Below are 22,334 nucleotides of genomic sequence, written 5' to 3' on the forward strand. Positions count from 1 at the left end.
AACATAGTGATTTCAACGGATTATTACCTTGTGAATAAACGGTGATGTTTTAAAAGAACTGATAATACTAATAATTAACCCTAAAATAATGAATTCTCCGTTGTACTTTTTTATTGAACTTTAGAATGTCTAATACAAAACAGAAGCTAAACTATGGTATTGCCTTAACAAATTCTATCTGATATGATAAATTTTATGAGAAAACTATAAAAATATAATATAAAAATGAGGGAAGATAATGGATCTAGATAACACATTGGATGAGAAAACTCCCAAGCACCAACGCCGTACTCGTTATAAAGGTACTCACCCTAAGAATTTTAAAGAAAAATATAAAGAACTAAACCCAGAAAAATACGCTGATGATATTGCAAAGATTATTCAGAAGGGTAATACACCTGCAGGCATGCATATTTCAATTTGCGTTAAAGAAATATTGGAATTTCTCCAAATTGCGCCAGGACAAACCGGTTTAGATGCCACACTAGGTTATGGCGGTCATACTTTAGAGATGCTTAAATGTTTAGATCAAAAAGGTCGCTTATATGCACTTGATGTAGATCCTATTGAACTGCCACGGACCAAAAATCGTTTAGAACAATTGGGTTACGGTCCTGAAATTTTAGAGATTAAGCAAATGAATTTTTCTCAAATAGATGAGGTTACTCCAAAATCAGAGTCCTTTAACTTTGTATTGGCAGACTTAGGTGTTTCTTCGATGCAAATAGATAATCCTGATAGAGGTTTTACCTTTAAGTTCGAGGGTCCATTAGACCTAAGACTTAATCCGAATTTAGGTATCTCAGCAGCAGAGCTTTTAAAAGAAATGACTCTATTTGAAATAGAAGATATGTTGATTGAAAATTCCGACGAGCCTCATGCTGCAGTAATCGCTCGTGCTATTCTTTCCAGTATAAAAAAAGGAGTTGATATAGCTACAACAACACAACTCCGAAATATCATCAAAGACGCTTTGAAATATGTTCCAAAAATCAAAGACAATGATATAAAAAAATCCTGTCAGCGAACCTTTCAAGCGTTACGAATTAATGTCAATCATGAGTTTGAAGTGCTAGATGAGTTTTTAGAAAAACTTCCTAATGTTCTAGCTAAAGGTGGTCGTGTTGCCATACTTACATTTCATTCAGGAGAAGATCGTCGCGTTAAAAAATCCTTTCAACACTTCTTCCGCGAAGGTATTTATTCCGAAATAGCAACAGAACCTATTCGTCCATCAGCAGAAGAATGCCGTGCCAATGGTCGTGCAAGTTGTGCCAAATTACGTTGGGCAATCAAAGCATAATATCTAATTTTAGATCTTATATATGCCTAAAAGGGCAAAAAACTGGATTCCGAGTTTTACAGAATCCAGTTTTTTTCATTCAATAATTTAGCATATAGCCTACTCCTTATTTCACAGAATAAATCTTTCAATTTCCAAAGCTACACCATCATTATGCACAGTATCAGTAACTTTTTTAGCATAGCTTTTAACGAAGTCATCAGCATTTCCCATAGCTATTCCGCAACCAACTGTAGACAACATTTCGATATCGTTTTTTCCATCTCCAAAGGCATAACTATTTTCTACAGGTATATCTAAAAATTCCAATACCTTTAGAATTCCTGAGGCTTTAGAATGTGTTTTAGAATATAATTCGAAAGATCCATCTGGATTGTCAAGATATGAAAATCTATCTTTTCCTAAGGAAGCACAAAAATCTATTCCTTTTTGGTCCTTGCATAACATTTCAAGTTTGTAAGCTTCAATCTCTTCTAGATCAAATTCACCAGTTAAATATTTTTTAGATATATTATAATTATCATAAAAGGAATGGAGAGACTTATGATCATCCTTGATGTATGAGTATTCTTCCCCTTGCAGTATATATTCAATGTTAAGTTCTTCAAACTTATCAACTAATTCTCTAACAACTTCTTTTTCAATAGCCTCCTTATGGATGCATTTATCTCCAACTTTTACATATGCTCCATTAGCAAGTACAAAACCATCAAATCCAAAATTAATTAATGCCTCATTTAAAAAAGCATAGGGTCTTCCTGTAGCAATAAAAACATGATTTCCCTTTGTCTGCAATTCACGTATAGCTCTTTTAACTCTAGGAGTAATATCTGTTAATCCATTTAAACAATCAATTAATGTACCATCAATATCAAAAAACACTGCCTTCTTCATATTACTTCTTATCCTCCTAAACACGTTGTTATTTTTCACTTTTTTTCACAACTACCATTCATTATCATTTTATTTCGTTAATTCCCATTTGTCAATATTTCAATTGCATTTCCATAATTTCATTGATAAAATAGAATTAAATGAGAATAACTTGGAGGAAACTTATGTTTATTGAAGAAAGGCATAAACAAATATTAGATATATTAGAAAGCGAAGGAAAAGTATTAGTAAAGGATTTAAGTGTGCAATTTGGAGTTAGTGAAAGCATGATTCGAAAGGATCTTCAGGTTTTAGAAAAAAATAGCCTATTACAGCGTACCTATGGTGGTGCTATTAATATAAAAAGAACTATTGTTAGTGGGGAAAGCTTCTCAAAACGTGTTGAAAAGGATACTGATTTAAAGGAAATTATTGCAGAGAAAGCCTATGAACTAATAAAGGATAGCGATACGATCTTCTTGGATGCCTCAAGTATATCCTATCTTCTTGCTAAACTAATTACTGAAAATAATAGGAATATAACTTTGATTACAAATATGGTTGAGATTTCATCAATGATTAGAACAGATTCTAAGGTCCATACTATCTTTATAGGTGGAGACTATGATCCTGTTATTGGTGGAAATGTTGGTTCTCACTCAAATGAGCAAATTAAACTCTATCGTTGCAATAAAGCTTTTATGGGTTGTGGCGGCATTGATCTTGGTGATGGAAGTGTAAGTTCTTGTGAATCCGAGGATGCTGGTACTAAAAAAGCAATTATGGGAATCTCCAAGGAATTATTTTTAATGGCTCCAAATGAGCGTTTTAACCTAGATGGAATCTATAACTTTGCAAACATATCTGATTTTCATGGAATTATTACTGAAACTCCCCCTAGTGATCCTATTCTTACTTTACTTCAACAATATGACATCAATTTGATGTGATATTATAACTATTATTTTTTATAAAAAACCTCACTGAAAATTACTTCTTAAGTGAGGTTTTGGAATTCTTATATTATATATCTTTAAGTCGTTTTCCTTTAATCCAAATCTCCTTAATTGATAGAGTATCTGATATATTAGTGGTTGGATCACCATCAACTAATAATAAGTCTGCACGTGCTCCAGCTACTATGTGTCCCCTATCAGTAAGACTAAAGCGTCTAGCTGGAACAGAAGTTGCTGCTTTAAGGGCTTCAATCGGTGTAAAGCCCGCCTCTACTAGTAATTGTAGTTCATGATGTACACTAGCACCATGAGCAAGTCCTCCAAGGGTTGGAACTGGAACAGATACATCTGTACCTACTAAAATATCTACTCCAGCCTTGTGAAGATCCATCACATTATGATAATTATTCTTCATACTTCCTTGTGGAAATGTATTAAAGCTTGAATTCAATGTATCTATCCATTCCTCACTCAGTCTTGAACTAACACGTGGATCATTTGCTAAATTAGAAGCAGCATTACCAATAATAGAAGAGTTAAGCACTAAGCATGGTGTTACAAAAGCCCCGCTATCAGCAATGATCTTTATCAATTCTGGAGTCCAGGCTGGGCGATCAATAAATATATGTGCCAATCCATTCACTCCAAAATCAATAGCTTTTTTTGAAGACTCTGCTGTTAATACATGAGCAAGGACTATTTTATCAAATTTATGTGCTTCATCTACTGCTGCTTTGTAAATTTCATCACTTAAAACAGGCAAACCTGGACAATTCATTACAGTTCCTTCTTCAATTAGAATTTTAATATAGTCAGCGCCTTGGGAGACTTGTTCTCTTACATGCTCTATTGCTCCTTGAATGGTTGTTACCGAAGGTGCTTCTTCTTCATGCTTATGCTGCTGCTCATGAGCTGCTATAAATGCAGCCTTTTCTTCCTCTGTCATCCTCTCCATTTCCTTAAGGACAAAATCAGGAATACCATCCCCACCCATTAATTCATCGGGATGTCCACCAGGAGGTGTTACTCCCATTCCAGCAGACCTTACATCTGCAATATCATCAATTCCCTTTAACTGTATTTCACGACCACTTTTTGTATAACCTCCCATCATCTCTAATTCAGTTGTAACTCCAAATTTCAATGCATGTCGTAGACCATCTTCTGAGGTATGCACATGGGAATCAATAAGACCAGGTAGTAATGTGGAACCTTTTGCATCGATAATTACTGCCCCTTTTGGTACTTCTCCACCAATAGCAATTATATTCTTACCATCAATTATTACAGAACTTTCATCAATGACTTTTTCTCCATTAAAAATGCGAGCATTAACAATAGCAGTGAATCTTCCATTCTTTAATTCTTGATTTTCTATTTTACTCATTTCATTTTCCTCCTTCTTTATCCATGAGAATGATCATGGTTTTAAAATTTTTATTTCCTATCCACTCTTTCATGAATTCCAAACTTATCTTCATAAAATCTAAGGATAATATCCTTTATTCTTAAGTTAATCTCATTATATTTTCAACAGTTGATTTTGTCAACAGTTGATTTTGAAGATTGTTGCTAATATCTACTTTTTTACTTGCATACTACAATATCCTTCTATATAATAAAAATAAAACAAATCCTATTTGTTAGAGCTATTTTAACTTCAATGAAGGAGAATCAGATAAATGGAAGAGCTATATTTCCTCAATTATTTTGGTGCTATATATCGAAAATCGCAACTTTATATAAAAGCAGCCTTAGCTGATAGAAATATGAGTTTCTCTGAAGCTATGGTTTTAATATATGTTAGTGCTAATCCTGGAACAATCCAAGATGACATCGGTACCAACTTATCCATTGACAAATCAGTTGTAACACGTTCTATTAAAAACTTAGTAGCCTTAGGTTTATTGACAAGAACTGAGGATTCCACCAACCAACGTGTTAAAAAGGTTTATGCTACCGAAGCTGCCAAAGAATTTAGGATATACTGGAATAAACTCATAAAGCAATGGAATGAAACCCTGTTAGCTGACCTTACTCCAGAAGAACGAAGCATAGTAGTTAGCGCTAGCTATAAAATCAAGACTTCAGCTATCACAGCTGATATTCAAGAAGAAGTGAAAAAAATAAAATAATTAAAAAGCAATGTTTTATACAAAAAACTAAGAAACCCTGCAGACAATATCTCTACAAGGTTTCTTATTTATGTTTTATTATAATCATTTTTTCACTCTTAAATTGCTTATCTATCTTTTATGCTCACTGAACTTAAGTAAATTATAACTTTAAATTTATCTATATATTATTCCTTAACCAAAGCTCTAACTGCTCCAAATATCTTCTTTCGGTAAAATAGTGCTCTGCTCCATCCAAAACACTTAGATTAACTAGATGTTTATCGGCGAATTCATCTACAACTTCTTTTGGAGTTAAATTATCTTTTGATGGATATAAAATATATGTTTGACACTTCCATTGATCAACAGCATGCTCCTTTGAATATGTTAAGTAATCCCAGCTCAAGGTCTCACCAATTGGTGTCCCTATCTCTTTTTCCACTCTTAATTGTTCCTCTGTTACATTAAACCACTGCATCATATCAAAAATTAATCTCTCCATGTTTAGCACAGGACATTGAAATAAAGCCTTCTTTATATCCATATCTTTATAAGCTAAAAGACTAAAATATACCCCTAAACTGCAAGCATATAGATTTACACTTACCCACTGCTTCATTGCATAATCACTTATGCACTGTAAGTCCTTCACCGCATTCCATGGCATAATAGGATAATCTTCATTTTTTCTTTCTCCATGCTCAGGCAAATCAAAGCTAATCACTTGATAGCCTTTCTCTATGGCAATTTCAGCGAAGTGTTCAGCATTTTCTTTACATCCCATTTTACCATGAACATATATATATACTTTATCTGAGGTTGGTCCCCATATAATAGCTAGTATATTATTTATCAATTCTTTTCTATTAGTTATCATATATTCCCCCATAACTTATACTTAATCAAAGTAACCTTATTTTAATCTTAATTTCAATTCTAATTACTGCATATTTTGGCAATTATATATATAATATAACTCAGAAGAATAATTTTCTTTTTTAACACTCCTATTACCTAAGAGAAGTTAAAACATGAATTTTATTACTAGGCTATAAAAGTAAAAAGAGGTGAGTAAATTGAAACTAAATTATTTAATTTCATTAATTATGTTTTTAGTAGGACTTATCTTTTATTTTATTCCTAAGAACTGGCTTATCAGCGATTTGGGCTTAAAGATACCATTTTCTTTGGAAAAACATAGCAGAGTGGATACTACTAATAAATTTTTTGGCAAGATCCTGCTTTACGGAGCAGTAATATCAGCAATAATATGCTTCCTAATTGGCATAAGCCCATTAAAAGAAAGAATTACTGATAGTGTTTATGTTAGCATTGATGTATTTGTTACTGAAGTAAGCTTAAGATTTCAGAAAAATTCTTAAACCAATATGAGGACTATGTTAAACCTACATGGCTACATATTAAAAGCCATTTTTTATAGTACGATTGAAAATTTCTACTCTAACTTGATAGTGTATTAATAAACATTTAGTACGGTACTTAGAAAATGTCTTATACTTATTTTCTTCCATATGAAATAAGTAATCCTTGTACTTTTAAGAACGACTTCTTACTTTTAGTATCTTTAAAATATCTTGCTATCTTAGATTGCATTTTTATGTAGTCCTCTGCCTCAGATCTATCAATTCCTCTACTCATAAACAACTCAATTACATTTTCTTCATAGAATTTATCAAAGTCTTTATTCCAGCCATTGATTTCAATAAAATCCTGTACTTTTTCCTCGTAATCCTGTATATCAGTATTTACATAAACTACCTTATCGTTTATACGGACATCAATATCCCTCAAACCTAGCTGTTTCATACAAAATGGCAATTTCATTCCAATTGCGTAGTCTCTTCCTTCACATTCCAATTCTTTCTTCCAAATCTCATGAAAATCAAAAGCTGTGCAAAGATAATCATAACTAATATCATCGAGATATAACCCATCATTCTCAAATTCTCTGTTTACATCTATACAAGCAACAATACCATTTTTCTTAACCGAATCAACCATCTTTTTCAGTACTTCCATAGGTTTATTCATATGTCTCAGGCCGGCCTGGCAGATAGCCATGTCATATTTTTTATCAATTTCAAGAGAATATATGTCTGATACCATGAAACTTACATCAAAGTCCGTGTTACTAAAATAAACCTCTGCCTTAGCAATAAAGTGCTCATTATCTACTCCTGTGTAAGAGCTTCCTTTAGGTAAAAAATCAAGCAACTGTTTTCCAAAATACCCATCTCCACACCTAAATTCAATAATATCAACTGGCGATTCTATCCTCCAAACATTATTAACAATAAAACTTAAATAGTCATCGTTCCAAAAGTATCTTCTATTTTTGTAAAGTTTATCAGTTTGTGCATTACAATTACTACGATTATCTGTATTCCTTGGTATATATACTTGATTTTCTAGTGGTTGTAGTCCTATTAATTGATCTACAGAAACATTAAAATACTCAGCTATATCGGGCAAAAGCGTGATATCAGGCATAGTTACACCTGTTTCCCATTTGCTAACTGACTGAAATGATACACCTAATGTACTTGCTAAATCATGCTGCCCTACCCCTTTCGCTTTCCTCAATTCTGCAATTTTAAGTTTAACTGTTGCCATATAAAAACCTCCCTAAATATAATAATTTAATGCTACCACCCTCACTTAAGCAAACCTATAACGCAGCAAGTGAATTAAATCGCATATTAGTTGAAAGTTAGTATTACTTTTGATTTTTATATAACTACATAAGAAAATTTGGCATTATATATGCTCACACTAGGCATTCCAATTGACAGTCAAAAGGCTCTTGATCTACATGTTCCTGATTGTACTCCTCAGCTTCAACACATCCCATTTCTCTGTAGAATGCTTGAGTCTCTACTGCTGAATGTGATGAAATATACAACTTCTTTGCACCATGCTCTTTTGCCCAAATTTTCGCCTGAAGAAATAAATCTTTTCCGATACCTTTCCCTCTCATATCTTCAGAAACATGAATGCTAGATAAATCTAAATACTCTTTGTTCTTTCCAAATAAACTAGGCTCTACCGATGCGAATCCTTTGAGCTCTTTGTTATAGAAGGCTCCAAGTACCATTCCACCTGTTACTATGGTATTTTTTAAGTAACCAATCAATTGTTCATATTCTTTTTCCGTCCACTCATCTGTAAAAGCAATTTCTTTGATACACCACTTTCCATCAATTTTTCTCCAACATTTTGTCACCTTTTGATGCCGCTTAAAGTTAACAAATAGTGTTATATTAAGACTTTCTCTATCTAACATGATATATTCCATAAAAACCTCCAAAACAAATAATATTCTTATAAAATAATCAGCATACCAATTTTCTACTAATTAGTATACTGATCACAAATAAATATTATATTTACTTTAATCTCTTTCTATAATATTTATTTAAAATCAGATGACTTTTCTTATGTAATCCTTTAAAGAAATCATATCATGATTTTAAATAAACTTTAAATTTTATTTTACCTATAGCCACTCTTCAATAAGATTTCCTCTGAACTGGTTTCAATCAATTCCTTTGGGGTAATATCTGGATAGATTTTTCTAAAACTATCAATAATTCTATATCCAAAGAAGTATCCAGTACACCAAGGTATACCTAGTTCCTCATTTCCAAACATATAAGTTCCATAATCAAAATTAGTTTCATTTAATAATTTTGAGTAATGGTTATTCCATAATTCCTTCTCTTGATTTTCAGAGATTTGAGAAATCCATTTTGGATTTAGTGTAGGGTTAATACTTTTAGCGAAGGAATCTGCTTGTCCATCTATAAGCAATGCTTCAATAAGGCTTCCTGTGCTTCCTCCATGAACTACATGCCAATAATTTCCCCATACAGAGTGGTGATACTCATGGGCAAATACATATGGAATCCACTTAGAATACTCTTTAGCGAATGGATTAACCTGTATCAACATATTTCCGAATACACTAACCCCTTGAACACCATTCTGTTGCTCCTTAATATTAGTTTCTTCATCATCAAGAGGATAAATTGCAATTACTATTTTGTCATCATCGTAATTAGGTAGTGCTTTTGCAGCGCCTAAAAACTCATTCTTAATCTCATCAAGATTCATTTCTTTCAATAGTTTTATCTGCTGTTTTAATTTGTTTACATCTTTTATTGGCTTTGGCTTTCTGTCAGACATATCAAAAGGTGCCCATTGACTAAGTTTTTCCCAGTAAGGCATTATAGCATATTTATCCCATAGCTCCTTATAATCTGCATTGTCTTTTTCCATCTCCAAAAGATAACCATCCAAATTTTCATAAACCGCAATAATTTCTAAATTCATTCGTTCTCCTTCCGATCTTAAAATACTTTTAAAATGTGAATTAATGTAACTTCATCTATATAGAAATTATAGCATATTTTTACATGTGGTAAATGTACAAAAAAAAGTTTGTAATTTATTACTTTTAGTTCTTCTCTTTTTAACTTTTATTTTGTAAAATACTCTAAATTCAGATAAAGGTGTTGTTAAAATACCTGTTGAAATTAAACATAGCCAAATAAAAACCCGCAACAACATAAATCTATGTCATCGCGGGTTTTTATGGTGAAGTGAACTATTATTTTTAAACTTCAACATTAACCTAATTTAATTATATACTAACATGATGTCTTCCTCTTGGTACTATGAACGGTGAAGAAGACACAGGATCTTGTATAACTACGCAATCTAAATCAAACACATTATGTATCAGTTCAGAGGTAATAATCTCTGAAGGTGCACCTTGATCAATTAATTTTCCTTTGCGAAGAGCAAAGATATAATCTGCATACCTTGCAGATAAGTTTATATCATGAAGTACCATAACAATAGTAGTACCTCTTCTGCGGTTTAAATCTGTTAATAAATCAAGAATCTCAACTTGATATGCAATGTCAAGATAAGTGGTTGGTTCGTCTAATAGAAGTATATCTGTTTGCTGAGCAAGTGCCATAGCAATCCATACCCTTTGACGTTGTCCTCCTGATAGCTCATCCACACTACGATTTGCAAGTTCTGTTATTCCCATTATTTCAAGAGCCTCTTCTACTGCTTCAAAATCAGTTTTATCCATACCCTTTAAAAATGATTGATATGGAAATCTACCTCTTGAAACCAAATCCCAAACAGTTATACCTTCAGGAACTACTGGTGATTGAGGAAGTAAACCTAAAACTTGTGCTAGTTGTTTTGAAGGCATAGAAGTAATTTTCTTCCCATCAATTACAACCTCTCCTGAAACAGGTTTAATAAGTCTTGCCAGAGTTTTCAGCAAAGTTGATTTACCACATGCATTGGCTCCTATAATAACACTAATTTTATTACTTGGAATAGCTATATCAATTCCATCTATTATTATCTTTTTATCATATCCAGTTACTATTTCCTTTGCCTCAAATAATGGTTGTTTTTTACTCATTACGCTTGACCCCTCCTATTTATAACTATCAATAGAAATAGCATATATGGCGCTCCTAGAATTCCCGTAACTACCCCTACAGGGAATCTTGTACTAAATGCAAACTGACCAATCATGTCTGCTCCAAGTACTAACAAAGCTCCAACTAAACCTGATGATAAAACATTTGGTGCTCCTAGTCCAACAAGTCTAGATGCTATTGGTCCAGATAAAAATGCAACAAAGGCTATAGGTCCTGTAACTGAAGTTGCAAAAGCAATTAAAAATACCGAACTTATGATTAGTAGAATCCTTATTAGATTTATCTTAACCCCTAGAGTTGTAGAAAACTCATCCCCTAGTTCTAATATTTGAAGCTGCTTCGTTAGACCTAATATAATAACTCCAAATATAACTACAACTACAGAAAGAATTGGTACACTTTCTATACTTGCTCCGTTCAAGCTTCCACTTAGCCATCTAAGTGCATTGGAAACATCATACTGAGAAGCCTTAGTAATCAAATATGATATAAGTGCATTTATCATAGCCTGAACACCAATTCCTATAAGTATCAGTCTACCGCCTGAAAATCCAGATCCCTTAGATAATACATATATGAAAATTGATACTATAATTCCAGAAAGCACAGCAGCTATAGAAACTCCGCTTCCACTCATATGTAGAACTAATATACAAAAAACTGCTGCAATGCTAGAACCTGAACTTATACCTATAATATCTGGACTAGCTAAAGGATTTCTCAGCATAGTCTGAAAAGTATTGCCTGCTATACCAAAAGCTAGTCCTGCTAAAAGACCACAGAGCATTCTTGGCAGACGTAGGGTTTCAATAGCAAAGTTAGCACCTTGTATCTCTTCACCGCTTAAAACTCTAATGACTGTATCTAAGGAATAGATAGTTTTCCCATATATGAGCATCGCTCCACAAATACACAGTGTTAGAATAATTAGAAGTATATTCACACTAATTAAGCGAATTTTTCTTTTGGTGTAACCTTGCCTGATCATAGTTTGAGTACTCTGCATCATATAGCTCTCACCTTCGCTTTCTTAGCTATGATAATAAGAATTGGTGCACCTAAAAATGCAGTAACAATCCCTACCTGAAGTTCACCTGGACTTCCAATTAATCTTCCCAGTACATCTGAAATTAATAAAAGCGCTGCTCCTCCAATAGCTGATAAAGGAACTATTCCCCTTAAGTTTGATCCCATAATAAGACGTATGCTATGAGGTATCATTAGACCTATAAAGCCAATTGGGCCTGCAATTGCAGTGGTTGCACCAGATAGTATAACTCCCGCTACTGCACATATAACTCTTATAACTCCTATATTTACCCCAAGTCCTGTTGCAACATCATCTCCTAAAGCTAAAACATTAAGTGCTGGCGTTGCTGCTATGCTTATTATTAAACCAATTGCTATAAAAGGAAGTATTAATCTAATACTCTCCCAGGTTGCTCCACTTACGCTTCCAACCTGCCAGAATCTAAATGCATCCATAACTTCACTTCTCGGAAGTATAACCGCACTTACTAAAGAGGATAAAACTGCACTGGTTGCGGAACCTGCTAAAGCAAGCTTTATTGGTGTCATGCCTCCATTTCCAATAGAAGCTATACCATAAACAAGTACTGAAGTTATCGCAGCTCCAGCAAGTGCAATCCAAATGTATTGATTTGGTGAATTTATATTAAAGAATGCTATCCCTACTACTACAAATAAAGACGCACCTGTATTAACTCCTAGGATGCTTGGGTCTGCTATAGGGTTTCTAGTTATTGATTGCATAAGGGCTCCTGATATTCCAAGAGAAGCCCCTGCCATTATACTAAAAATAGTTCTTGGGATACGTTCACGAACTACTATTGCAGAAAATGACGTATCGCTACTATTTAGTAAAGCATTTATTGCTTGACCAATTTCTATATTTTTTGAACCCCATGCTAAAGATGCTAGTACACATATACCCAGGAGAATAATGCCTACTAAATATATTCCTACTGTTTTTGTATGCTTCATTGTACTTTATCTGCTGCCTCTCCAATTATCTTTAAATATTCATCTATTGTTGCTGGAATAGATAAAGCGCTAGGAGTACAAGATGCTGCAAGTGATGATCCATCTTCTATAACAGCTACAGAACCTCTTTTTATTGCTGGAACTGTTCCTAATAACTTATCTGCTTGAAGTTGTTTTAACAATGTACCACTTCCATAAGTCACCATAACATCTATATCTGATAATTTATCAATATTTTCCGAACTAATTTCAAGGGCAAAGCTCTTTGAAGTTTCTCCAAGCTTCTTAACACTATCAGGCACTTCTAAGCCTAAATCAGTTAAGTATGCAGCACGAGGATCTGTTGTAAGATATACATAGAACTTACCTAAATCTGCTGGGTTAAAGTAGCAAAATGCAACCTTTTTACCCTTTATATTATTATACTTACTAGTTTTTTCAGCTATTAACTTTTCTAAATCTGAGACTAGCTTGTCCCCTTCATTCTTTTTACCAATTGCAGTAGCATTTGTAGTTATTTGGTCACGCCAATATGTCTGCCATGCAAGTTTAGGATATGCTACAACAGGAGCTATTTTACTTAAAAGATTATATTCTTCTTGTGTAATCCCTGAGTATGCAGCCAATATAACATCTGGTTTAGCATTGCTTATGGCCTCATAGTCAAGACCATCCACATCATTAAAAGTAACAGGCTTTTCTACACCTAATTCCTTATATTTTGCTGCTGTCCATGGTAATAGACCATTTGCATCTGCCTTACCGTAGTTTGCCTTAGATACACCAGCTGGTACAACACCTAAAGCTAAAGGCACATCTTGATTTCCCCAAGAAATTGTAACTACCTTTTCTGGTTGTTTCTTAATTTCAGTTTCACCAAATGCATGTTTAACTTTAATTGGGTAAGTGACAGAAGCACTTTTCCCTTCGCTAGGTTTATCTTGACTTTTTTCTGCTGTGCTTGAGCATCCTGTTATTAATAATGCACATGCAAGGACAATAGAACTTAATGCTTTTAGTTTCATAATTTCCCTCCTGATTATTAGGCTAATTTTGTTGAATCATTTTTATCTTAAGCTTTGTCGAGCAAATGATATTGAAATTAATTATCAATTGCTCACCGGTATCATTATATAGTGGTGAGCAAAATTTGTCAATGTTGCATTTAAAAACTTTCTAAAGAATTTTGTAGCACATTGATTAAAAATATCCTATTGATGAAAGATAAGTGAACTCAATCTTAAGATCTTCTTATAAACTCAGCTTCACTATTTCTCAAATATCAATTATAATTTTTATAACTTATATAACTCTTAACTCAACTAGTAATACATACCCTAAACCACAAAGAGGATTAATTTTAAATGAGTATAAAATAAGTGTTATGCAAAAAATTAAGTGATACATTTCTTTAGGAAAGGAAGATAAAACTTTGAGAGTCTACATTGCCATAGATTTTGAGGAAAACATTAAAAATTATTTTGATAATATAACATCACATATAAAAAATCACTGTAGTGAAGGAAGTTTTACAGAGAAGTACAATTTTCACATGACAATTAGATTTATAGGAGAAGCTGATGATTTGCAAATTGCAAAGATTAAAGAGGTGCTAGATGAAGTATCTTTGAAGATAAATTCCTTCGAATTATCAGTAAACAAACTAGGTATTTTTAAAAGAAAGAAAACAAATATTCTATGGGCTGGAGTAGAAGAAAATCCTATTATATCTGAGCTTCATAAAGATATTACCACCCTATTAAAAGAATATAAACTACCATTTTATGATAAGGTTTTTATGCCTCACATAACCTTAGGACGAAGAGTTGAACTTATGGAACACTGTACAGACTTGGATAATTTAATTCAATTCGAAAGAATCAATATTCCAGTAAAAGCACTAAGCTTAATGGCAAGTAAAGAGATAGACGGAAAACTAAATGGTGTACCAATATATAAAGTTAATTTCAAATAATTGCGTAAAAAAGCTTATCTAAATACAAATATAATCATCTTTATATAACAAAATCCCCTCCACGCAGTTGTAGAAGGGGATCTTATCACCGTATAAATCTATTAATTAGCTATCTTACCTGAATGCATCTATGAAAATAATTCTATCAAAATAAACAACTCTACTTGAATTTGACTGAAAGTATTTTTCTTGTCTCCCAAAGCCCTTTTAATAACGTCCACCAAACTCCTTCTCCTTTTCTAGCTTTAATCATCACATATGCAACTTTAATAGGCGAAAGTGATGCCTCATGAGCAATATATCTGGAATTCCATAGTGAAGGTGCAAACTTTTTTTTATAATCATGGAGTTTCTTAAAGTCATAATCCTTATTAAAATTCTTATACATATAATTCATTCCTTTTTCAAGGGTTGTACAATTTCCTTCATTAACTTCTATTCCTGCAAGAGCAGCTAGTCCTAAGCTAACTACTTTAACACCTTCATCTTTCATCTTCATAATAGCATCAATTATAGACTTTTCCATTACTCCAGGTACAGCATCAAAATTTCTTCTCATTACATCGAGAAAATAACCTTCTCCCTGCTCAAAAGGAGAAAACATCAATATTGTATGTAAATTTTCCATCTCATCAACTGCTACAAAATATCTTCTACCTAGAGGTTCATCAAAATTTAAATCCCCTAAGCTAAATCCCATCTTACCATTTTTATTAGAAATCCACTTCTCAGATATAAGATTTATCTTTTCCTCAAGCTCATAATCTTTACAGCTCTTTGGATTATATTCTATTACCGAAATTCCAGACTTATCAGCCCTTCTCAATTTTTGTCTTAATTTTGAAGTACTACTTCCTTTCAATTCGTAAGTACTTAAATCAATTAAAGCCTCTTCTCCATATTTAGATATGGAAAGTCCATACTGATTTAGAAACATTGAAATTTCTTTACTTATTGAACAAAAACACACTTTATATCTTTTCTTTTTTAAGAAATCCATAAATTCCTTATATAATATATCCAAAGTACCTTCTTCATAGATTGGATTTCCCATGCAGATAGCAATATTATCAATAACCTTATAGGCTATAAATCCCTCAGTATTTGATGCAAAAAAATATTCTTTATCTTGTTCTAAAGTAAGGTAAGCCAGCGAATCTTTTCCATAACGTTCTACCAATTTAGCTGCATAACTTCTAGTAAGATTATTGCTACCCGTGAAATCATTTATTTCGTATCCTTTGCTTCCATTCAAAAACTGTTCCATTATCCCAATCCCCTCTATTAACCAGTGTGTTATCAAATATCGCAGTTTTGTATGTATCACTTCATAATAAAATTTATATTTTCAAATTCTCCTCTCAGAACCCAGAAGAGTTCTGAAAATAACTTACGGATTAAAGTGGTACATCTTTATATGTCACCAGTTTAGCATAAATGTTTTTTTATAAGTAGCTGCAATTAATTACTTATTAGGAATACTTTTTACCACTAGCCAAATTAACCATATATACTCATAAAAAAATACTGCTTTTAAGCTTATTTCTAAATCAATATTGCAAATTCAGGTAATCCACCCACAAGAATTACATACCAAAGGAACTTAAAAGAAAGAAGTTCTAAGCTATTCTCAATAGGAACAACTTAGAACTTTTATGTGTAAACTTATATTACAAACTATAGTCGATCTTATATTTTTAACTTTCTTAGCTTTTTTGTAGCAGGTTTTTAAAGAATTTTATTGCACTCGGCAATAATGGGATTAGTACTATGATTAGCAAAGCAAAAGTAAAATTCCTCTCAACAAAAGGAATATTGCCCAAAAAGAATCCACCAATAATATATATGGTTAACCAAGGCAATGCACCTAACATATTAAAAGCTATAAATCTCCAATAGCTCATTCCGGCCATTCCTGCTACAAAAGGTATAAAGGTTCTAATTATCGGAAGAGTTCGTCCAATAATTACTGTCTTATTCCCCTTATTATTGTAATACTCTTGAGCTTTATATATATGCTTCTTTTTTATAAGCATAGATTCTTTTCTATTCAAGATATTCAACCCTACTTTTCTGCCTATAAAATAATTAACTGAATCCCCTATTAAGGTAGCAATTATTACTACGAACATAACCATCCATATATCAATTTTATCTAAAGCACTAAGTGAACCTACTATAAATAGCAAGGATTCCTCTGGTAGAATTATAGCCATGAATAGCCCTGTTTCACAAAATATCACAAGAAACAAGAGGATATATGACCATATCCCAAAAATATTTATAATCTCAATAAGATGCTTATCAAAATGCAAAATAAAATCAACTATCTGAAATAATATTGGCATCTTCCCCCTACTTTTTATTTAACTTCTCTTGCCTATAAACTCAATTGTACTTAGGATAATATTAGATGTCTATGACTTATATTTTCCATCTACTTTTTTACTTTTTATTCTTGCTATAACTAGCATTCTTATCTTTTCAGGCATGAATATTAGTACTTTGTTAGCAATACCCGGAATAATAATCTCCTTGTTTTTCATAAATTTCTCATATGCATATCCAGCAACTTTCTCGGCAGTCATAGCACCTTGTGGAACCTTTACTCCTTCACGATCAAAGAACTCTGTTTTTGTTGCACCAGGGCATAAAGTACAAACTTGCACTCCTCTTTTCCTTGCTTCATAACGGATTGCCCTACCATAACTGAGCACAAAAGCTTTGCTGCCATAATAAGTGCTAGTATACGGTCCTGGTTGGAAAGCACCTGTAGAAGCTACATTTAAAATCTTGCCACTTCCATTCTTATACATATCAGCAATATATAATTTACAAAGCTCTACAAGATTGATAACATTCAATATAATCATACTCTCATCCTGCAATAAATTGATTTCATCTGTAGGCCCAACAAGTCCTATTCCTGCATTATTTACAAGTATTGAAATATCTTTTTTATCCTCTTTTATGTTAAGGTATAATTGTTCTGCCGCCCCTATCTTTCCCATATCCTGCTGATACGTCAATACCTCTACCTTAAATTCGCTTTCTAATTTTCTTTTGGCCTTTTCCAATCTGTCCTTACTAGATGATGTTATAATAACTTCATAGCCACCTCTTATAAAATTCCTAGCAAGCTCAAAACCAATTCCGCTTGTCCCACCAGTAATTAGTGCATATTTCATATAGAAAACTCCCTTTCTTTTTAACTAAATTATAATAAAAAGGGATGTTGTCGTAATTCACATATGTTAATTGAGGGAAGTATTTTTAAATCCTTTTCTTATTCTGCTCAAGGATGCAGCCCTAATACCTATGTATGATGCAATATATTTTAATTCAACTCTTTCATGTAGACGCGGATATTGATTACAAAAATCAATATATCGCTCTTCCGCATTCATCAAAGCTAGGCTCTTGGATCTATTCTCTAGCCTTCCTACTTCCTGAAGGTAATACTTAATAAACAAGTTATTTAGGTTTTCATCTTCTTTTGTAATTTTATTTATCAGTTTATATGGAAGTTTTATACAATAGCAACTTTCCAGGCATTCAATTGTAAATGATGAGGCAATTCCTGTTCGTAAGCCTTCAGAAGAAAAAAATTCATTTTCACTGCTAAAGCACTTTGTTATATCATTTCCAGCTTCATCAATATAGTATCCTCTGACTATACCGCGGATTATAAAATAAATATTTGATGATTTACTACCTTCATGTAAAGCAATTTGTTTTGCCTGAAAATTCACAAATGAAGCTTCAGCATTGATAATATCGACAGTACGTTCATCTATTTTTATTGCTAATCCTTGTTCCAAATAATCGCTGACTTTCATCACTTCAATCAAATCCTTCTATCAATATAAATTCCATTCGTTTTTGTAATAATTTCATTCTAAACTATTTCACTATGGCTTCCGTTTTATAGCAATTTTAAATCTCCTGTTACCTCATCTATATCCTTATCCCATGCTGGACCTATAGCTAGACATGTCTTAGTAGGTACCCCTTTAAACATAGTAACACCTGCATCCTCTATCATTAAAACTGGAAGCCCTTTTTCTTCTGCTTTGTTATAAATATCAATCAATTCATCTTCTGAATTAACATATACACATACTTTTTTAAAGCCTTCTTTAAACCAATTATCAATAGCTGAATTATCCTCAACCTTTAAGTTTAAAGAATATGCCCCTGCTTTTGACGTATTCCCTTCTTCATTGATTATATTAGATACTTCCATCATCTCAAGTATCATTCCTAAAGAGGCATGACTTCCTTGTGCTATCATCTTGCCTTTAGTCATCTGCAAATCTTTTCTCATAACTATAACCTGCTTTGTTCTTCTATCCATAATATTTCACCTAACCTCATAATGTCTTTTTCCCTTAATACTTATTAGTTTGTCTTTTTATAAGCTTCCTAGCTCAACTATTAAGTTATAGGAATCCTTTATTAATATACCAGTTCATAATAGAGTTTACATCTTCAAATAGAAGTGGTACATCTTTATATATAATAACTTAGTAAATATTTCTGTTTCTCCATTATACAATTCCATAATCTTCTTGCCAATAAGTATCGTGATATTATTAGTCTAAGTTTAATATCGTTTAAGTTTTATTAGTTTTGATAACTCAACACTTGTCTTATACAATTTTTTTCTATTTTCTTCAATACATTTATAATCTAAACCTATATTATAATATTCTATATGGCACTTTTTGGATTGAAACCTGCAAAATATAAGCACTATGATAGAAAATTAAGAAAGGAATTGACTTATGGCGCTACATTTACATGATAATATGAGTGAGATTTTTTCATTTTATTCTGGTGTATATATGCTACATATAACTTAAAACAAAAATTCATTTTCCCAATCAAAATCACCAGACTCTTCATAAGATGATGGCCAATGACTGCACCACTTAGGAACATTAGGTTTTTCTACTCTATCTATACTTGGAGTATACGGTTTTATATCTAAAACACTGCTATTGTTTATTGCATCAATATAAGTAATATAGATTCTACCATTATCATAATCAATATATGTTATTTCAATTATAGATAATGCTATTGGATTTGGCCTTTCAGGTGACCTAGTTGAAAATACTCCTAACTTTTCAGGAGCTTTTTTATAAGGCTTCTTTATTTCAATAACTCCTCTACTTTCATTATTATCACACTTATCAAACCACCAAAATACGTCAATGTGAGAAAAACCTTCTAATCCTTGAAGTCCCTTTACATACTCTTTATTGATTTGAAGAAACATCGCTTCTCCTTCCACATTAATTCTACCAATTTCTTTTAATTTCATAATATTTACCTCCTAGATATTTATATTATATAAAAATAATAGACCCTCACATAATGTGAGAGTCAATAAGTTTTATTTTAATGGAATCTGTATTTCCGTAAGATATTCTTCTGGATTCTTAGCATCATCTGCACCTATATGACATATCTGTCTAGAAGGACTTTCAGCCATTTGTTCATTATGACTTTCAAGATAATATGCAAGCATTTCATATGCCTTTGCTAAATTTTCATATGGCCCATACACCATTGCATATGCCATTTTCTCAACTTCCTCTACTTCTCTATATATAAACTTGCCTTTATTTTCTCCTAATTTATCTACAATAATCCCTACTTCAACATCTACATTTTCATCTTTATGTTCAATATCATGATACATAGCCACATTATTATACACATCATGCTTTACAGAAATATTTTCTTTCTTAATAAAATCAAATATCCTATTCCATAAAATCCCCTCATGAAAATAATTTGGAATTATATCTCTAGTAGATAATATCAGTATATTGTCTACTTTCTTAAAACTTATATTACAATGTATTTTAAAATTCTTTTTTATACTTTCATTTATTGCATTATCTATTTTTTCTATCCTCTTTTTTTCAATTTCTATCTCTTTATTAATTTGAATCTTCTTTTTTTGTAATTCATCCACTATATTTAATTCTTTATCACCTAGTATGATATCTTTTATTTCTGCAGTTGAAAATTTTGTATCTCTTAATAAGATTATTTTTTGAAGCACTGATATCTGATCAGCAGAATACATTCTATATCCTGTAAACAAATCAACGTTTGCAGGTTTTAATATTCCAATTTCATCATAATACCTTAACATTCTGATAGAAACCTGAGTCAATTTTGAAAACTCCCCAATTTTAAACATATTATCCCCTCACATTAACTATTTTCCAATATGCATTATAATTGTAACATATTAGAGAGCTGTTTAACTTCTTCATTTGCTTTCTGAAGTTCAATCTGATTTAGCTTGTTCATTAAACTCATTTATTTGTGGTACGGTTCATTGTTGATAATCATAACTACATTATACAAACATTATTAAAGCACACCATTCTCATTAGGAGAATCCTGTGTCACCTCTTGAGATATATCCCACATCTCTGCTATCTTTTCTCCTTCAAGAAAAGCTTTAGCTATTTCTTTTTGGTTGCTTTCCATAATTTCTACTCCTTTCTAACTTGTTTTTATTATTTTTCCATAACAGTGACTAGTCAACTATATATACTTTTCTAATAATACCTAATCCTCCGCTTTGCAGGTGTTTTTCTTTAAATTCTAAAAATAAAAGAAAAACCATGCCTTAGCACAGTCTTCTCTCTTATACTTCCTATGATTTTTGTATATTACATCTTAATAAACTAAAAATATACTAATACTAATTATATTTTATGAATTTATCTTTGACATCTCTTTCAGATAATCGTCTAAGGGTATATGTCCTCCAGCAAACTGGCCTTCTAATATTGTAAGTTTTTCAGTCTTGGTTAATGTTCTATCACTATCTATATTTACAGCATTTTCTTCACCTTCTATAGGCTCCAATATATGCTGCAGTTTATCATAGGCTTCAAAATATCTAAGTCCAAATACCCTCTGTGAAGCTGCATTAATATGAATACCATCTGGATTTGGTGTTAAGCCCGATGCTGTTACGAAATAACAATTCTTATTAGCTTTAGCAAATTCCATTATTACTTGAGTTACTTCAGAATGTTCAGGAAAATAACTGCCTAGAAAACCACTATCCAAATACTCCCCTATTCCACCCATAATAATAGGTATATTTGGTTCATCAAGTTCTCTACGAAAGGCTTCCAGTACTTTTAGAAACTTATCATAGTAAAGTTTATATCGTCCTGGAGCACATTCATTTTCACCTTGATGCCACAGAATTCCATCAAGCTTACTATTTTCTTTTGCTAACTTTGCTTGAAGTATAGCATGTTTAAATAGAGCACCATCTTCTGACCAATCATCTATACTTGTTGAACCTTCTGCACAAGGTATTAAGCCTATTTCGTCATTTTGGTTTTTCTTGCACCATGCAGCAGCAAAAGAAGCTGCAGGACCAACACCTGAATAAGGTCTATCAAAATTAATTGGTTCAGTCATGATCTGCCAGCGCCCATTGCGAAGCATTTTTATACGTTCATTGCAAATCATAGGAACTTCTTTTAAAAATCCACGGCCAGCCATATTTGATTGACCGACCATTAAAAAAGAATGTATCATTATATTTTTCCTCCTTTGTTTTAT

23 protein-coding genes are annotated in these 22,334 nt (G+C 32.2%); 5 read left to right on the top strand and 18 right to left on the bottom strand.

The genetic code is table 11. From position 1 onward, the window contains the following. Window positions 1–238 precede the first annotated feature (238 nt). Window positions 239–1,303, top strand: coding sequence for a 16S rRNA (cytosine(1402)-N(4))-methyltransferase RsmH (gene rsmH / locus JHL18_RS19430; protein ID WP_200272319.1), 1,065 nt, complete (start codon window positions 239–241; stop codon window positions 1,301–1,303). Window positions 1,304–1,414: 111 nt separating this feature from the next. Here rsmH and JHL18_RS19435 read toward each other — a convergent pair whose 3' ends face one another. Further along, a complete protein-coding gene (locus JHL18_RS19435) occupies window positions 1,415–2,197 on the bottom strand; it encodes an HAD family hydrolase (protein WP_200272321.1) in 783 nt (260 codons plus the stop codon). A gap of 164 nt (window positions 2,198–2,361) precedes the next feature. On the opposite strand from JHL18_RS19435, the gene JHL18_RS19440 reads away from it, so the two are divergent. After that, window positions 2,362–3,126 (top strand): DeoR/GlpR family DNA-binding transcription regulator, encoded by a 765-nt coding sequence (locus JHL18_RS19440; protein WP_200272323.1) that lies wholly within the window; start codon window positions 2,362–2,364, stop codon window positions 3,124–3,126. Window positions 3,127–3,199: 73 nt separating this feature from the next. Here JHL18_RS19440 and JHL18_RS19445 read toward each other — a convergent pair whose 3' ends face one another. After that, a complete protein-coding gene (locus tag JHL18_RS19445; RefSeq protein WP_200272324.1) occupies window positions 3,200–4,519 on the bottom strand; it encodes an amidohydrolase family protein in 1,320 nt (439 codons plus the stop codon). 295 nt (window positions 4,520–4,814) lie between these two features. Between JHL18_RS19445 and JHL18_RS19450 the strand changes: the two genes are divergently transcribed. Further along, window positions 4,815–5,267: a MarR family winged helix-turn-helix transcriptional regulator gene (locus tag JHL18_RS19450; protein ID WP_200272325.1), complete on the top strand. Its 453-nt coding sequence runs from the start codon at window positions 4,815–4,817 to the stop codon at window positions 5,265–5,267. 160 nt (window positions 5,268–5,427) lie between these two features. Here JHL18_RS19450 and JHL18_RS19455 read toward each other — a convergent pair whose 3' ends face one another. Beyond that, complete coding sequence (locus JHL18_RS19455) at window positions 5,428–6,126, bottom strand: alpha/beta hydrolase (protein WP_200272326.1); 699 nt, start codon at window positions 6,124–6,126, stop codon at window positions 5,428–5,430. Window positions 6,127–6,325: 199 nt separating this feature from the next. Here JHL18_RS19455 and JHL18_RS19460 point away from each other — a divergent pair, with 199 nt between their 5' ends. Continuing rightward, entirely contained in the window at window positions 6,326–6,631 is a 306-nt protein-coding gene (locus JHL18_RS19460; protein WP_200272327.1) for a hypothetical protein, read from the top strand. A gap of 136 nt (window positions 6,632–6,767) precedes the next feature. On the opposite strand, the gene JHL18_RS19465 is transcribed toward JHL18_RS19460, so the two are convergent. The 7 genes from JHL18_RS19465 to JHL18_RS19495 all read right to left on the bottom strand — a co-directional run bounded on the left by JHL18_RS19465 (window position 6,768) and on the right by JHL18_RS19495 (window position 13,770). Continuing rightward, window positions 6,768–7,883 carry a DNA (cytosine-5-)-methyltransferase gene (locus tag JHL18_RS19465; protein WP_200272328.1) on the bottom strand — a complete coding sequence of 372 codons (1,116 nt, stop codon included), beginning with the start codon at window positions 7,881–7,883 and terminating at the stop codon, window positions 6,768–6,770. A gap of 154 nt (window positions 7,884–8,037) precedes the next feature. Then, the gene (locus tag JHL18_RS19470; protein WP_200272329.1) at window positions 8,038–8,565 is read right to left on the bottom strand and encodes a GNAT family N-acetyltransferase; all 528 of its coding nucleotides are present in this window, start codon (window positions 8,563–8,565) and stop codon (window positions 8,038–8,040) included. Between the two features lie 197 nt (window positions 8,566–8,762). Beyond that, on the bottom strand, window positions 8,763–9,602 hold the full coding sequence (locus JHL18_RS19475) for a DUF2268 domain-containing putative Zn-dependent protease (protein ID WP_200272330.1): 840 nt from the start codon (window positions 9,600–9,602) through the stop codon (window positions 8,763–8,765). A gap of 310 nt (window positions 9,603–9,912) precedes the next feature. Next, entirely contained in the window at window positions 9,913–10,719 is an 807-nt protein-coding gene (locus tag JHL18_RS19480; RefSeq protein ID WP_200272331.1) for an ABC transporter ATP-binding protein, read from the bottom strand. Further along, entirely contained in the window at window positions 10,719–11,750 is a 1,032-nt protein-coding gene (locus JHL18_RS19485) for a FecCD family ABC transporter permease (protein WP_200272332.1), read from the bottom strand. Before JHL18_RS19485 ends, JHL18_RS19480 begins: the two co-directional genes overlap by 1 nt. Then, window positions 11,747–12,745 carry a FecCD family ABC transporter permease gene (locus tag JHL18_RS19490; protein WP_200272333.1) on the bottom strand — a complete coding sequence of 333 codons (999 nt, stop codon included), beginning with the start codon at window positions 12,743–12,745 and terminating at the stop codon, window positions 11,747–11,749. The genes JHL18_RS19485 and JHL18_RS19490 overlap by 4 nt, the downstream gene beginning before the upstream one ends. Beyond that, window positions 12,742–13,770 carry an iron-siderophore ABC transporter substrate-binding protein gene (locus tag JHL18_RS19495; RefSeq protein WP_200272334.1) on the bottom strand — a complete coding sequence of 343 codons (1,029 nt, stop codon included), beginning with the start codon at window positions 13,768–13,770 and terminating at the stop codon, window positions 12,742–12,744. Before JHL18_RS19495 ends, JHL18_RS19490 begins: the two co-directional genes overlap by 4 nt. A 407-nt stretch (window positions 13,771–14,177) precedes the next feature. Here JHL18_RS19495 and thpR point away from each other — a divergent pair, with 407 nt between their 5' ends. Further along, on the top strand, window positions 14,178–14,720 hold the full coding sequence (gene thpR, locus JHL18_RS19500) for an RNA 2',3'-cyclic phosphodiesterase (protein ID WP_200272335.1): 543 nt from the start codon (window positions 14,178–14,180) through the stop codon (window positions 14,718–14,720). Between the two features lie 160 nt (window positions 14,721–14,880). On the opposite strand, the gene JHL18_RS19505 is transcribed toward thpR, so the two are convergent. The 8 genes from JHL18_RS19505 to JHL18_RS19540 form a co-directional block, all read right to left on the bottom strand. Next, complete coding sequence (locus JHL18_RS19505) at window positions 14,881–15,987, bottom strand: bifunctional lysylphosphatidylglycerol flippase/synthetase MprF (protein WP_200272336.1); 1,107 nt, start codon at window positions 15,985–15,987, stop codon at window positions 14,881–14,883. A gap of 439 nt (window positions 15,988–16,426) precedes the next feature. Then, entirely contained in the window at window positions 16,427–17,068 is a 642-nt protein-coding gene (locus JHL18_RS19510; protein ID WP_200272338.1) for a VTT domain-containing protein, read from the bottom strand. A 69-nt stretch (window positions 17,069–17,137) separates the two neighbouring features. Further along, entirely contained in the window at window positions 17,138–17,908 is a 771-nt protein-coding gene (locus JHL18_RS19515; protein WP_200272340.1) for an SDR family NAD(P)-dependent oxidoreductase, read from the bottom strand. Window positions 17,909–17,974: 66 nt separating this feature from the next. Then, window positions 17,975–18,559 carry a Crp/Fnr family transcriptional regulator gene (locus JHL18_RS19520; RefSeq protein WP_200272341.1) on the bottom strand — a complete coding sequence of 195 codons (585 nt, stop codon included), beginning with the start codon at window positions 18,557–18,559 and terminating at the stop codon, window positions 17,975–17,977. Between the two features lie 86 nt (window positions 18,560–18,645). Beyond that, on the bottom strand, window positions 18,646–19,077 hold the full coding sequence (pth2, locus tag JHL18_RS19525; protein ID WP_200272342.1) for an aminoacyl-tRNA hydrolase: 432 nt from the start codon (window positions 19,075–19,077) through the stop codon (window positions 18,646–18,648). Between the two features lie 504 nt (window positions 19,078–19,581). After that, complete coding sequence (tsaA, locus tag JHL18_RS19530; protein ID WP_200272343.1) at window positions 19,582–20,049, bottom strand: tRNA (N6-threonylcarbamoyladenosine(37)-N6)-methyltransferase TrmO; 468 nt, start codon at window positions 20,047–20,049, stop codon at window positions 19,582–19,584. Between the two features lie 72 nt (window positions 20,050–20,121). Continuing rightward, entirely contained in the window at window positions 20,122–20,940 is an 819-nt protein-coding gene (locus JHL18_RS19535) for a MerR family transcriptional regulator (protein ID WP_200272344.1), read from the bottom strand. A 524-nt stretch (window positions 20,941–21,464) separates the two neighbouring features. After that, on the bottom strand, window positions 21,465–22,310 hold the full coding sequence (locus JHL18_RS19540; RefSeq protein WP_200272345.1) for a sialate O-acetylesterase: 846 nt from the start codon (window positions 22,308–22,310) through the stop codon (window positions 21,465–21,467). Window positions 22,311–22,334: the final 24 nt, after the last annotated feature.

This window comes from Clostridium yunnanense, from assembly GCF_016595795.1.
GTDB lineage: Bacteria > Bacillota > Clostridia > Clostridiales > Clostridiaceae > Clostridium_AR > Clostridium_AR yunnanense.

Excerpts from the sequence above, each read along its gene's own strand:
- rsmH (WP_200272319.1), top strand. The coding sequence starts at position 239 with ATGGATCTAGATAACACATTGGATGAGAAAACTCCCAAGCACCAACGC.
- JHL18_RS19435 (WP_200272321.1), bottom strand. The coding sequence starts at position 2,197 with ATGAAGAAGGCAGTGTTTTTTGATATTGATGGTACATTAATTGATTGT.
- JHL18_RS19440 (WP_200272323.1), top strand. The coding sequence starts at position 2,362 with ATGTTTATTGAAGAAAGGCATAAACAAATATTAGATATATTAGAAAGC.
- JHL18_RS19445 (WP_200272324.1), bottom strand. The coding sequence starts at position 4,519 with ATGAGTAAAATAGAAAATCAAGAATTAAAGAATGGAAGATTCACTGCT.
- JHL18_RS19450 (WP_200272325.1), top strand. The coding sequence starts at position 4,815 with ATGGAAGAGCTATATTTCCTCAATTATTTTGGTGCTATATATCGAAAA.
- JHL18_RS19455 (WP_200272326.1), bottom strand. The coding sequence starts at position 6,126 with ATGATAACTAATAGAAAAGAATTGATAAATAATATACTAGCTATTATA.
- JHL18_RS19465 (WP_200272328.1), bottom strand. The coding sequence starts at position 7,883 with ATGGCAACAGTTAAACTTAAAATTGCAGAATTGAGGAAAGCGAAAGGG.
- JHL18_RS19470 (WP_200272329.1), bottom strand. The coding sequence starts at position 8,565 with ATGGAATATATCATGTTAGATAGAGAAAGTCTTAATATAACACTATTT.
- JHL18_RS19475 (WP_200272330.1), bottom strand. The coding sequence starts at position 9,602 with ATGAATTTAGAAATTATTGCGGTTTATGAAAATTTGGATGGTTATCTT.
- JHL18_RS19480 (WP_200272331.1), bottom strand. The coding sequence starts at position 10,719 with ATGAGTAAAAAACAACCATTATTTGAGGCAAAGGAAATAGTAACTGGA.
- JHL18_RS19485 (WP_200272332.1), bottom strand. The coding sequence starts at position 11,750 with ATGATGCAGAGTACTCAAACTATGATCAGGCAAGGTTACACCAAAAGA.
- JHL18_RS19490 (WP_200272333.1), bottom strand. The coding sequence starts at position 12,745 with ATGAAGCATACAAAAACAGTAGGAATATATTTAGTAGGCATTATTCTC.
- JHL18_RS19495 (WP_200272334.1), bottom strand. The coding sequence starts at position 13,770 with ATGAAACTAAAAGCATTAAGTTCTATTGTCCTTGCATGTGCATTATTA.
- JHL18_RS19505 (WP_200272336.1), bottom strand. The coding sequence starts at position 15,987 with ATGGAACAGTTTTTGAATGGAAGCAAAGGATACGAAATAAATGATTTC.
- JHL18_RS19510 (WP_200272338.1), bottom strand. The coding sequence starts at position 17,068 with ATGCCAATATTATTTCAGATAGTTGATTTTATTTTGCATTTTGATAAG.
- JHL18_RS19515 (WP_200272340.1), bottom strand. The coding sequence starts at position 17,908 with ATGAAATATGCACTAATTACTGGTGGGACAAGCGGAATTGGTTTTGAG.
- JHL18_RS19520 (WP_200272341.1), bottom strand. The coding sequence starts at position 18,559 with ATGAAAGTCAGCGATTATTTGGAACAAGGATTAGCAATAAAAATAGAT.
- pth2 (WP_200272342.1), bottom strand. The coding sequence starts at position 19,077 with ATGGATAGAAGAACAAAGCAGGTTATAGTTATGAGAAAAGATTTGCAG.
- tsaA (WP_200272343.1), bottom strand. The coding sequence starts at position 20,049 with ATGAAATTAAAAGAAATTGGTAGAATTAATGTGGAAGGAGAAGCGATG.
- JHL18_RS19535 (WP_200272344.1), bottom strand. The coding sequence starts at position 20,940 with ATGTTTAAAATTGGGGAGTTTTCAAAATTGACTCAGGTTTCTATCAGA.
- JHL18_RS19540 (WP_200272345.1), bottom strand. The coding sequence starts at position 22,310 with ATGATACATTCTTTTTTAATGGTCGGTCAATCAAATATGGCTGGCCGT.